Origin of the sequence: Lactobacillus juensis (assembly GCF_036246285.1) — a bacterium.
GTDB classification, from domain to species: Bacteria; Bacillota; Bacilli; order Lactobacillales; family Lactobacillaceae; genus Lactobacillus; species Lactobacillus juensis.
The window spans coordinates 604198-616338 of the sequence record NZ_BTTS01000001.1 but is presented as its reverse complement, the minus strand read 5'-3'; the positions used below and the strand labels follow the sequence as shown (position 1 = coordinate 616338).

The 12141-nt window shown below is 37.5% G+C and carries 17 protein-coding genes; all 17 read left to right on the top strand.

Annotation, left to right across the window (positions count from 1 at the left end; genetic code table 11):
• The first annotated feature begins 4 nt into the window (after nucleotides 1-4).
• The 17 genes from AAA926_RS02815 (at nucleotide 5) to AAA926_RS02735 (ending at nucleotide 12133) form a co-directional block, all read left to right on the top strand.
• Nucleotides 5-1156 carry an ImmA/IrrE family metallo-endopeptidase gene (locus AAA926_RS02815; RefSeq protein ID WP_338211793.1) on the top strand — a complete coding sequence of 384 codons (1152 nt, stop codon included), beginning with the start codon at nucleotides 5-7 and terminating at the stop codon, nucleotides 1154-1156.
• 45 nt (nucleotides 1157-1201) lie between these two features.
• Complete coding sequence (locus AAA926_RS02810; protein ID WP_338211792.1) at nucleotides 1202-1465, top strand: hypothetical protein; 264 nt, start codon at nucleotides 1202-1204, stop codon at nucleotides 1463-1465.
• 57 nt (nucleotides 1466-1522) lie between these two features.
• Nucleotides 1523-2020, top strand: coding sequence for a terminase small subunit (locus tag AAA926_RS02805; protein WP_338211791.1), 498 nt, complete (start codon nucleotides 1523-1525; stop codon nucleotides 2018-2020).
• Complete coding sequence (locus AAA926_RS02800; protein WP_338211790.1) at nucleotides 2004-3254, top strand: PBSX family phage terminase large subunit; 1251 nt, start codon at nucleotides 2004-2006, stop codon at nucleotides 3252-3254. The genes AAA926_RS02805 and AAA926_RS02800 overlap by 17 nt, the downstream gene beginning before the upstream one ends.
• Nucleotides 3245-4681 carry a phage portal protein gene (locus tag AAA926_RS02795; RefSeq protein WP_338211789.1) on the top strand — a complete coding sequence of 479 codons (1437 nt, stop codon included), beginning with the start codon at nucleotides 3245-3247 and terminating at the stop codon, nucleotides 4679-4681. Before AAA926_RS02800 ends, AAA926_RS02795 begins: the two co-directional genes overlap by 10 nt.
• Nucleotides 4659-6179, top strand: a complete 1521-nt coding sequence (locus AAA926_RS02790) for a minor capsid protein (protein ID WP_338211788.1) — start codon at nucleotides 4659-4661, stop codon at nucleotides 6177-6179. Before AAA926_RS02795 ends, AAA926_RS02790 begins: the two co-directional genes overlap by 23 nt.
• Entirely contained in the window at nucleotides 6172-6405 is a 234-nt protein-coding gene (locus AAA926_RS02785) for a hypothetical protein (protein ID WP_338211787.1), read from the top strand. Before AAA926_RS02790 ends, AAA926_RS02785 begins: the two co-directional genes overlap by 8 nt.
• 122 nt (nucleotides 6406-6527) lie before the next feature.
• Nucleotides 6528-7082, top strand: a complete 555-nt coding sequence (locus AAA926_RS02780; protein ID WP_338211786.1) for a phage scaffolding protein — start codon at nucleotides 6528-6530, stop codon at nucleotides 7080-7082.
• On the top strand, nucleotides 7082-8032 hold the full coding sequence (locus tag AAA926_RS02775; RefSeq protein ID WP_338211785.1) for a capsid protein: 951 nt from the start codon (nucleotides 7082-7084) through the stop codon (nucleotides 8030-8032). Before AAA926_RS02780 ends, AAA926_RS02775 begins: the two co-directional genes overlap by 1 nt.
• A 2-nt stretch (nucleotides 8033-8034) precedes the next feature.
• Nucleotides 8035-8394 carry a head-tail connector protein gene (locus AAA926_RS02770; protein WP_338211784.1) on the top strand — a complete coding sequence of 120 codons (360 nt, stop codon included), beginning with the start codon at nucleotides 8035-8037 and terminating at the stop codon, nucleotides 8392-8394.
• On the top strand, nucleotides 8394-8759 hold the full coding sequence (locus tag AAA926_RS02765) for a hypothetical protein (protein ID WP_338211923.1): 366 nt from the start codon (nucleotides 8394-8396) through the stop codon (nucleotides 8757-8759). The genes AAA926_RS02770 and AAA926_RS02765 overlap by 1 nt, the downstream gene beginning before the upstream one ends.
• On the top strand, nucleotides 8756-9196 hold the full coding sequence (locus AAA926_RS02760) for an HK97 gp10 family phage protein (RefSeq protein ID WP_338211783.1): 441 nt from the start codon (nucleotides 8756-8758) through the stop codon (nucleotides 9194-9196). The genes AAA926_RS02765 and AAA926_RS02760 overlap by 4 nt, the downstream gene beginning before the upstream one ends.
• Complete coding sequence (locus AAA926_RS02755; RefSeq protein ID WP_338211782.1) at nucleotides 9193-9600, top strand: phage tail terminator family protein; 408 nt, start codon at nucleotides 9193-9195, stop codon at nucleotides 9598-9600. Before AAA926_RS02760 ends, AAA926_RS02755 begins: the two co-directional genes overlap by 4 nt.
• A complete protein-coding gene (locus AAA926_RS02750; RefSeq protein WP_338211781.1) occupies nucleotides 9601-11004 on the top strand; it encodes a phage tail sheath subtilisin-like domain-containing protein in 1404 nt (467 codons plus the stop codon).
• 16 nt (nucleotides 11005-11020) lie between these two features.
• On the top strand, nucleotides 11021-11509 hold the full coding sequence (locus tag AAA926_RS02745) for a phage tail tube protein (RefSeq protein ID WP_045927897.1): 489 nt from the start codon (nucleotides 11021-11023) through the stop codon (nucleotides 11507-11509).
• A 16-nt stretch (nucleotides 11510-11525) separates the two neighbouring features.
• Nucleotides 11526-11942 carry a phage tail assembly chaperone gene (locus AAA926_RS02740; protein ID WP_045927898.1) on the top strand — a complete coding sequence of 139 codons (417 nt, stop codon included), beginning with the start codon at nucleotides 11526-11528 and terminating at the stop codon, nucleotides 11940-11942.
• A gap of 41 nt (nucleotides 11943-11983) precedes the next feature.
• Nucleotides 11984-12133 (top strand): hypothetical protein, encoded by a 150-nt coding sequence (locus tag AAA926_RS02735; protein WP_338211780.1) that lies wholly within the window; start codon nucleotides 11984-11986, stop codon nucleotides 12131-12133.
• Nucleotides 12134-12141 lie beyond the last annotated feature (8 nt).

Below are 12141 nucleotides of genomic sequence, written 5' to 3'. Positions count from 1 at the left end.
AGTTATGGGGAAAGTAAAGGCTATTAGAGAAGCAGTAGATGGTTCTCGTCTTACTTTTTTACGAGAACTACAAGGCATGACAGTAAAAGATTTAGCAAGTAAGTTAAATGTCACGTCAGCCAATGTTTCACAATTAGAACATAATAAAAGAAGAATAGATTTTAAAACAATCCTTGAAGTATCTAAAATATTTGATGTTTCACATAAATTCTTGTTAAACACTGATAGCATTCCAGAACTTGATGAGGTGCAATTTTTTAGAAAAAAATCTGTTGTGACTAAAAGAAAGCAAAAGCAAGCTGTCCAAAAGGCACGCCTTTTTATATATTTAGAGACTCGAATTAGTTTGGAATATGGATTAAGTTATTTTGAACTTCCTGAATATGCAAATACAAGTAATAAATTTAAAATATTAGATTATTGGGAAATAGATTCTGTTGCCAATTCAGTTCGGAATGATTTTAAGCTGGGGAATGGACCTATATCCAATATGACATTATTGGTTGAAAAAATGGGTATCAGAGTTTGTTTTATTGACTTGGATGATGAAGGAATTGATGCACTTACTGTAAGATATAATAATCACTTTTATATCTTAATAAATTCAAAAATATCATCTAGTGTTAGAGTGAGATTTAACATAGCTCATGAGCTAGGACATATTCTTCTGCACTCAAATTATTCTAAAAATGATATTGATGATTCGAGTAACCATAAAGTTATAGAGTCTGAAGCTCAACATTTTGCTGGTGCATTGTTAATGCCAGAAGAGGGATTAGCAACTGATATGTATGCTACTAATATGGAACATTTGAAGGAATTAAAACTTCATTGGTTAGTTTCTATACAAGCTTTAATTTATCGTGGAAATGAAGTTGGACTAATATCAGAACAGCAAACATTATTTTTGAGGCAAACTATTTCTAGAAATGGGTACAGACATAAGGAACCATATGACGATGATATTCCAATAGAAAAGCCTACATTTTTAAAAAGTGCTTTAAATTATTTATCATTTAATGTTAGAAAATACATTGACAAGATTTCTGACAATACGGGAATAGCTTTTAATAAAATATGTAGTTTTATGGGTATCAGCAATTGTGATAATGAAAATATTGATGTTGAATATAAAGGATTACATATAATTAAATAATATCAAAGACGGGTTAATCAACCGTCTTTTTGTTTGGAGGAAAATATGAAATATAGAAAGAAACCAGTTATTATTAATGCAATTCAATTTTTGGATGATGTTGATGTAATGAACCAATTACAAGAGGAATTAGGAATTGATCCGGTTAGAGTAGATTATAAAGATCCTAAGCATCCCGTCTTAAAGATAGAGACATTAGAGGGTATGATGATTGCCAACGTTGGAGATTACATCATAAAAGGCGTAAATGGTGAGTTTTATCCGTGCAAGCCAGACATCTTTAAGAAAACGTACGAACTAGTCAAATAAATAAAGAGCATCCCGGTGGTGCTCTTTTTTAGTGCCCAGAAAGAAGGTGATAAGTACTTGAAGTTAAACTTAAAACAGCAAAAGTTTGCAGATGAATATTTGATTTCTGGTAATGCCACAAACGCCGCAATTAAAGCTGGTTACAGCAAAAAAACGGCTGGGGTTATTGGTGCTGAAAACCTTAAAAAACCTAAAATTATTTCTTACATGGAAGAGCGAAAAAAAGAAATTGAAAGCAAAAAGATTGCTAAGCAGAAAGAGATCTTCGAATACTTGTCATCAGTTATGCGAGGTGAGCAAACAGAGACTGTGGTAACTGCTAAAGGACTTTATAAAAATATAGAAGTTTCAGCCAAAGATAGGATAACTGCAGCAAAGGAATTGCTTAAAAGATATCCAGTTGATCCGTTGGCAAAAGCACAGTTGCGTAAAATTAAAGCTGATGCAACAATTGCTGAACATCAGGCTGAGCAGTTAACATCAGATGACAATGATACTTCAGTAAACATCAATTTTGACGTGCCAAAGGAGGACAATAATGCAAGTAAGTCTTAAAAACAACATCTCACCTGCGTTTTATGACCTGTTTTGGGACGTTCATAATAAAAAACATGCTAACTATTGGCTCAAGGGAGGACGTGGAAGCACCAAGTCCTCTTTTATTTCGCTCATGATTGTTTTAGGCGTTATGCAAGATAAAAATGCTAATGCTATTGTCTTGCGTAAAGTTGCAAACACATTACGCGATTCGGTATTTGAACAGTATTTATGGGCAATAGACCTATTACATGTTGATGAATACTGGCAATCATCTGTTAGTCCAATGCAGTTGACGTTTAAGCCAACTGGGCAACAAATTAGATTCAAGGGCGCAGACGATCCACGTAAGATCAAGTCGCAAACGTTCCGCCAAGGATACACGAAGTTCAAACATTTTGAAGAAGTGACAGAGTTTAAAGGCATGGAAGAAATCAGGTCAATCAACCAATCTCTTGGACGTGGTGGTTCAGGTATCATTACCTTCTATTCATATAACCCACCAGCAAGGCAATCTAATTGGGTAAACCAAGCGGTAGATCAGGAACAGATGAGAGCTGATACGTTGGTTAATTTGTCTGATTATCGTTCTGTTCCGAAGTCATGGCTTGGTATTGAGTTTTTAGCTGATGCAGAGCAACTTAAAAAGGACAATGAGAAAGCGTATCGTCATGAGTATCTTGGTGAAGTCACAGGTACTGGTGCTGAAGTGTTCTACAATATTACTACACGGGCTATAACCGATGATGAAATTGCCCGATTTGACAAGATATATCATGGCCTAGACTTCGGTTTTGCACACGACCCTACAGCTTACGTAAAAATCTATTGGGATACGGCTAGACGCCGTATTTTTATTTTCGATGAATTTGAGCGAGTTGGCTTAAAAAACAGAGATGCCGTTGAAATGATTAAAAAGCGTAACCCATTAAATGAGCCGGTAATTGCGGATTCTGCATCCCCTGGAACAATAGCCGAGTACCGTGATTTAGGCTTAAACATTTATGGCGCTAGAAAAGGACAAGGCTCAAGAGATCACGGCTATAAGTGGTTAGAAGACTTACGAGAAATTGTCATTGATCCTGCAAGATGTCCGGATGCATGGAGAGAATTTACTGGGTACGAGTTTGAGCTTGACTTGAACGGCAACTATAAATCGGGTTATCCAGACGGTAATGACCACACAATGGATGCTACACGATATGCACTAGAGAGATTAATACAGAAAGGAGGTTTCGAGCCTTGGAAGTAACAGCGATGAAAAAGCTATTGCAAAATACGCAAGCAAGACGTACGCAATTTATATCAAAATACAGTACATCCAAACGATATTATTTAAACGAGAATGATATTACTTTAAAGAACAATGGCGAGTCCAAAACAAAGGAAGAAGATGCTGGGAAAGAAAGCAAAAACCCTTTTAGATCAGCTGATAACAGGGTAAGTTCTAACTTCCACCAATTGCTAGTTGACCAAGAAGCAGGCTACTTAGCTACCAAGCCACCAACAATAGATGTTGATGACGATAAAATTAATCAGCAAATCAAAAATACGTTGGGTGATAACTTTGGCTTGAGGTTAAATGAATTAGTAGTAGATGCAGCTAATGCAGGTGTAGCATGGCTGCACTACTGGATAGATGATAACAAACAATTCAGATACGCTATTGTGTCTCCTGATCAGATTACGCCGATTTATTCTACTGACCTAAACCGTAAGCTAGTGGCACTAAGACGTTCATATAAAGAGCTAAATCCAGACACAGCCAAGTATCATTGGGTGCATGAGTATTGGGACAAGGATACAGTTACAGCCTTCAAGTCGAGAGATGAACAGTTTACTGATCTTCAACCACTGGACGATAGATTTACAATTTATGATGCAACGACAGGTGTAGAAACAGGTACATCAAGTGTCAACCATCATGGACTTGGTAGAATTCCGTTTATTGCTTTTCCTAAAAATAAAGAGCAACAACCCGATCTATATCATTACAAGGGCTTAATTGACGTTTATGACAAAATTTATAACGGCTATGTTAATGACCTGGATGATATTCAACAGGTATTTTTAATCCTGAAAAATTATGGTGGTCAGGACATTGATGAATTTAGAAAAGACCTGCTGAAATATAAGGCAATTAAAATCGCAAATTTGGGCAATGCTGATGCTTCTGGAGTAGACCAGATGGCAATTGACATTCCAACGGAAGCTAGAAATTCAATGTTGGAAACAACTAAGACTAATATCTTTGTTCACGCACAAGGAATTGATCCAACAGACTTTAAGACAAACAATGCTACGGGTACGGCAATTAAGATGCTGTATTCACATTTGGAATTAAAAGCAGCCAAGACGGAAGCTTATTTCAGGGATGCACTGACTGAATTAGTTAGAGCAATTATGAACTGGCTACATGTGCCTGACGCTGATAGCAGACCAATCGAACAAACTTGGACTAGAACAGCCATTCAGAATGATGTCGAAAAAGCGCAAGTGGTCAGTCAACTGGCAAATTGGACAAGTAAAGAAGCAATTGCTAAGGCAAATCCAATTGTTGAAGATTGGCAGCAAGAGCTCAAGGACGAACAGGAAGACCTTAAGAATCGTAATGATGAATATGGTAATCCCGACAACCTAAACGGCGGTGACAATAATGACGACCAAGAGAGAAGTTAATTATTGGAAACGTCGTTTTTTGTATGAGAAACAGCAACAATTGCAAAATACTGCTGAATATGAAGTGGCAATGCGTGCCAGACTTAAAGAGGTCGAGCAGGTATTAGAGCAGGAAGTTGATTATTGGTTAAAACGTTATGCAGCTAATCAGGAGATAACCATCAAAGATGCTCGCAAGATACTGTCAACCATTGGCACACGTGACTGGCACATGACGCTAAAAGAGTTTAAGGCTAAGGCTAAAGCTGGCGGTTTTGATAAAGAGCTAGATGCTGAGTATTTTCGTAGCCAATTATCAAGACTAGAGAACATAGACGAGCAATTAACTAGTCTGTTAGCTCAATACGCTACATCTGAAACGGATAAAATGGAGAATAGTCTATCTAACCAGTTTCAGCAAACCTACATGCACAGCATCTATTTAACGCAAATAGAGAAGGCTAAATTATCGAGTAGCTTTGCTAATGTTAATGAGTATCAAATAAAGCAAATAGTTCATAAACCATGGCGAGGCAGTGATTTCTCGAAGCGGATTTGGAAAAACTACACTGAAGTGTTACCGAATGAGTTAGGTGATGCACTGTTACGTGGTTCTGTTTTAGGTCATTCCAACGAGCAGATATTTAAAATGATGCGACAGCGATTAAAAGACGTTGAAGATTATCAACTGCACAGGCTTGTTATTACCGAGATGGGACACATTGCTGAAACTGCAACAGCCGATGCCTATAAAGAAGAAGGAGTTGAGCAATACCAATATTTAGCGACACTGGAGGCACATACGTGTGATGAGTGCGCTCACTTAGATCAAAAAGTTTTCGATTTGAAAGACAAGGTTGAAGGCTTGAATTATCCCTTAATACATCCCTATTGTAGATGTACAACAATGCCATATATTAAGGGTTTACCAGACAGTTCTGAACGATGGACACGTGATCCTGAAACTGGCAAAGGTATGTATGTTGATGACATGACATTTAATGAATGGAAAAAGCAATATGGTAGTAACAATCGGCAAATTGAAACAACAAATGAATTAACCGAATCTGAAAAAAAGGGCTTAGTAAATTATCTTTCATCTTGGTCTTACAAGATTAATGATAAATTGCGAAAAGGCTCAGAACTGAGTGATTATGATAAGGAAAATATTACCAACCTTGATTCAGCTTTAAGTAAATTACCTAAATATCAATCGAATAAGCCGTTGCACCGCTCATTAAACTTTTGGAGCGAAGAAGAACTGACTGATTTTTTGAAAGAAAGAAAGCCAGGTGCAATATTAGTAGAACCCAGTTACATTTCTGCAAGCAAAGTAATCTACGATGAAAATGATAACGTTCAAATTATTATTAGAAATAGCAAAAATGGCGTTGATTTATCAGATTATGGATTGGCAGAAGAAAAAGAGGTACTATTTGGACGTAACACAAAATTCAAAATTCTAAAAGGTTATACCAAAGGTGAACAGATAATATTGGAGGTTGATGAAATTGAATAAGAAAGAGCCATATTCAGACCTGCGCTGGCACTTACCTAGTGGTGGCAAGGTAATTGGAAGAGATCATCCAGAAACCGAGGAAGAAAAAAAGCAGACAAAAGAACTAATCGAGTTTGCTAGGAAACTACCTAAATCAGCTTTTGATAATGAACACCACAAAAAATTGAGAGAGCAAATAAGAGCGGCAAACAAAAAATATGGTTTGCCAGAAGACGAAAATTTATAACTCGAAGTTAAAGCAGCAATTAAGCTGCTTTTTTATTGCCCTGAGCATGGCGTAAAAAGGCTTATTTTTTATACCTTGATTTGTGTTCGCCACACGTAAAAAAAGCGAGAGAGGAAACAAATATGAAACGTGAAGAATTAAAAAAATTAAATCTAACAGATGAACAAATTGACAAAGTTATGAGCCTACATGGCGCCGATGTTGAAAACTCAAAGTCCAAGATTGACGAATTGAATAAGACTAACGAGTCTTTGCAGTCGCAGATTGCAGAGCGTGACAAGGATTTAAAAACACTCAAAAAGCAAGCAGGCGATAATGAAGAACTCACTAATCAATTCAAAGAGTTACAGAACAAGTACAAGCAGGACACAGAAAACCTAACTAGTGAATTGCAACAAACCAAGCTCAATAGCGCAGTCGACAGTGCATTAAGTAAGGCAAAGGTGCGCAATTCCAAGGCCGCTAAAGCTCTGCTCAATATGGATGAGGTAAAGTTCAACGACAAAGGCGAACTTGAAGGCTTAGACGATCAAATTAGTTCATTACAGAAATCAGATGGCTACCTGTTCGACCAGGGCAGTAAAGAACCATATCAACCACAAGGTGGTGGCGGTAAGGCTGATCCTGACCCAGTAGCCACCATGACAAATATATTCAAAGGAGAAATTAATAAATAATGGCAACAGTAAATTACGCAGAAGCATATCAACAAGCAGTACAACAAGCATTCTATGACGGACACTTGTATACTGCTCCATTATGGCAATCACCAAGCAATAGTTTAATCAAGTTTGACGGTGCCAAACACATCAAGCTTCCAAGATTGACCATTGAAGAAGGTCGCCGTGATAGAAAACGTAGAACAATGGAAGATATTCAGGCGAACTACACCAACGATTGGGATTCATATGAAATTACAAATGAACGTTACTGGAGTACGTTAGTTGACCCATCAGATATTGATGAAACCAATTACGTTACTACATTGGCTAACATTACTCGTCAATTCAATATTGATGAAAAAATGCCTGAAATGGACAAGTTCATGTTCAGCAAATTGTTCAAAGAAAAAGAGCAATTAGATAGTGGTAGAGGAATTACAACAGATACTCTTGATGAGAAGAACATTTTAACGGCTTTCGATAATATGATGCTTGATTTTGATGAAGCACGTATTCCAGTACAAAACCGATTTTTGTATGTCACACCAGAAGTTAACGCTATTTTAAAGCGTGCGGAAATAATGAACAGAGAATTGGTTCTTAAAGATCCTAATTCAGTTGAACGTAGAGTTTACAGCCTAGACTCAGTTACAATCGTAGTTATTCCATCGGATTTAATGCATACAGCATATGATTTCACTGTAGGTGCAAAAACAATTGATGATTCTAAGCAAATTGAAATGATGTTGATTTATAACGGCGTTCAAATTGCACCAGAAAAATACACTTTTGCAGGGTTTGACTCACCATGTGCCAAGACTAACGGAAATTGGCTTTACTATGAACAATCATATAACGATGTGCTTTTGTTAAAGACTAAGACAGCTGGTATTCAATTCGTTATTACAGATAAAACGGCTCCGCAAGCTCCATCAACTAAGACAGCAGCTAAGAGTGGGAAGTAAAAATGAACGATGAAAGAAAAAAGGAGATTAAAGATAAGGTCGCCCAATTATTGGGTGACAAGGCAAATAATGATCTGATAGATTTCAGTTTAGATAGAGTAATTCAGTCAGTGGCTAACTTTACCAACATTCCAGTTGGAGAACTGCCACAAGAAATAGACAGCACTATTACGGCAATGTGCCTGCAGTTAATTCAGACGCACAGCTGGACTAGTAATGATACCGTCAATTCAATTAGTGAAGGTGATGTGTCGGTTAACTTCGGCTCGCCAGCAGAGCTTTATGCTCAGGTGCAAAAGCTTAACCCGGTTACCGATGATTTTATCACTGACTTAATTCATTTCAGGAGGTTGCCACAATGATTAATGCATTTAACAAGCTAAAAGAAGTGGCGCCTATACTGTGGACTGACAAGGTAACTATTCAAGCAACCAAGAAAGTAGTTAACGAACATCATATTACCACCAGTGAGCCTGTGACGATAGTTACAGATGAACCAGCTAAGGTTATACTCAAAGGATTAAAAGCCAGTGAGCAGTCGTTTTTTGGCACAGATGAATACGATGCCACATTACTAATTAGAACAGGAATAGATGTGCCAGCAGGTGCGACTATTATTGTTACTGATGTTAATGGCAAGGTGACGAAGTATAAGCGTAGTAGCAAAGGTTATTCTGGTTATGTCAGTCATCAGGAAATTGCAATGACAAGGGATGAAAAAGCATGAGCTCATTTGGAGACTTTGACAACAGCCAATTTGAAGAATTTGCCAAGCATGTAAATGCTGAGATATCAGGTGGTCAGTTAAAAAACGAGGTCAAAAAAAGCGTTAAGAATGTGGGAGAGACCTATAAGCGCAATGCAGAAGCTAACACGCCAGTCAAAACTGGTGATTTAAGACGGAGTTGGCAATTAAATGGTCCGAATTTTGCAGGGGCTGAAATCTCGATCGAGCTTAGAAATAGCAAAAACTATGCTTCATTTGTTGAAAATGGACATAGACAGACACCAGGCAGGTATGTACCGACAATTGGTAAGCGGCTAAAGGTAAGTTGGGTATCTGGTCAACATTTTCTCCAAAAAGCTACTTCTGAAACTGAAAAGCAGATACCACAGCTGGTTACGCCAGTAATGGATGATATTCTAAGGAGGCTATTGGATTGACGATAATTGAACGTATTGCTGACGAGATAGCACGGCTATTCCCTGAGGCAACAATTTATACTGAAAATCAATCAGACGGTTTTGAAGAACCGTCTTTTTTTATCGAAAAAATTGATACCAGCGCAGCTCCTGAAGTGTTTGACAGACAATATCGCAAGTATGCCTATCAGGTAATCTATTTTCCTGAACCAGACTATCCTAAAACAGACATGGAGCGAGTGGAAGATTACCTCTTAAGCGGTTTGCTAGAGCTAAAAGACTACGCTCCGTTAAGGCACATTCAAGTAACTCAGCAGGAAGACAACACGCTAATCTATCAATTTGAAGTTTGGGGAAGATTTTACCCAGATAAGAAAGATGAAATTAAATTACAAAATCAAGAAGTGAAAGGACAAATTAAATAAATGAGTTGGAAAACACAGAATAAACGCCGTCCTGGTGCCTATTTTAATGTTGTCGGCAAAGGCAATAACAACAATGGCACAGACATTGGGCGGACATTACTACCAGTTAGCACACAACTTAACTGGGGAGCTAAAGGAATTATTAAACTAAATAGTGACTCAAACTTTAAGGCACTGTTAGGGCATGATATTGAGGAGCCAGAGTTGCAAACTTTGCATGAAGTGCTTAAGGGCGCAAATACAGTATTGTTACTTAACAACAATGACGGTATTGCGGCAACAGCAAACGATGAGTCATTGCCATGGGCGTTTACAGCAAAATACCCTGGCACAGTCGGCAATAATTTGCATGTAACTGTACAAAAAAGCGATAGCAAGGTGATCGTATCAACTTTGCTAAATACTAGGATCGTTGATCAACAGGATATTAATGTGGATAAGCCAGAAACACTAATGTCAAATGACTATGTCCTCGTTAAATTGACTGACAGAACTTCGCCAACAAGCCCTGACACTAAGGACAGTGATGACAATTCTAAGGCACCAATTGTTAAACCAACAAGCCTTAATCCATTGGCTGATTTACAGCATGATGTGACTGTTGATTTGACAGGCGGAACAACTACCCCAGTAGACATTAGCGACTTATTAAATGATGCACTTGAAACCGAAGACTACGATGTAGCCACTACTGCAGGCTTCCCAGCTGATAGCCCGATACATAAGCAATTGGCTGATGAGATTAAGCATTTACGTGAGGACAATGACATCAAAGTACGTGGTGTTATTCCATACACTAGCGACAAGATTAACTATGAAGGTATTTCTACCGTAGCTAATGGTGTTGTTTTAGGGGACGGCACAGAATTAGATGCCACAGTAGCTGCAGGTTTCTTTGCAGGTGCTTCAAGTTCAGCTGATGCAGCCAAATCATTGACCTACGTTGAATATCCAGATGCAATTAGCGCATATCCGAAATTCAGCAATGATCGGACAATTGAAGCTTTGGAAAATGGCGAAATTGTCTTTACGACTAAGCGCAACGAAACTGTTGTAATTGAGCAAGATATTAATTCTTTAACCAAAGTCACTGCAGAAAAGCCAGTCTTCTTCAGCAAAAACCGTGTAGTACGGACAATGGATACGATTGTAACCAACACTAAGCGGACATTTGAAGATATGTTTATCGGTAAGATCACTAATAGTACAACAGGACGAGACTTGTTTAAAGCTAACCGTGTAAGCTATCTGCAAAGTTTAGACGATGCCAATGTTATCAGTGATTTCAAAGAAGACGACATTTCTATTGAAGCTGGTAATGATCGTGATTCAATTCTCGTTAATTTAGCAGTAAAGCCTTTAGATTCAATGGAAAAGCTTTACATGACAATGGTCGTTCAATAATTAGGAGGTAAAAGTAATGGCAGATGAAACAGTAAGCACAGTTGGCAGTTTTTTAAACGGAAGAGACACTATCTCAACAAAGGATGCCAAAGTATACGTCACAATTGACGGCAAAGTTATTCCATTAATCGAATGCAAAAAATTTAGTGCAAAACTAGAAAAGAACAAGGAAGACGTTCAGACATTAGGCAGTCGCTGGAAACACAAAAAAGTTACTTCAGTAGAAGGTACTGGCACACTTGGAGGTTACTTGATAAGTTCAAATTGGACAAAATACGCTTTGCCATATATCAATGGCGGCAAAGATTTATATTTTGAAATCACAATGACTATTAATGATCCTACCAGTAGAGCAGGTACACAAACTTTGCACTTTGGCGAAGTAAACCTAGATGATGTCCCTTTTGCTGACTTTGAAGCAGATGATGGCGTTATGGATTGGGAATCAGACTTTACCTTTGAACAGGTAAATTTAGTTACCGGTTTTAATGGATTCGATTTGTAATTAGGAGGAAATAAAAATGGCTTATAATGTCGAAGATTTTTTAGCAGAAAATGTCAAACCAAAAAATGAAACTAAGGAAGTAAAAATAAAAGGTTTTAAATCACCATTTATCATTAAAGCACTCACAGCGGATGAATTTAATGAAATGCAAAAACAAGCAACAACTAGCTATATTAACAAAAAAACACATCAAAGAATTCAAGAAACTGACCAAGGCAAGCTAGTTGATTTGATGATGGCTGAAGCAGTTATACAACCAGATTTAAATAATGAAAAATTACAAAAGTCATGGGGTTGTATTGCAGATCCAGCTGGTGTCCTAAAGAAAATGCTAAATGCTGGTCAGTATGCTGACCTTGGACAATCAATCCAAGAAATATCAGGATTTGATATTGACAGTATTAACAACTATGTCGAACAAGCAAAAAACTAATTAATGAGTCTTATGGCGATTTCAGCATTTATTATTACTGCTTGAATGAATATCATTGGACTCCAGGACAATGGGCTGAATTGACACAAAAAGAAAAAGCACTAGTAGTAGCTTCTATTCAAATTAGGCAGAAAGAAGAGAAAAAGCAAGAGCGAGAAGCTAAACGTAAAGCCAGGTCTAAACATATATAGAAGGGAGG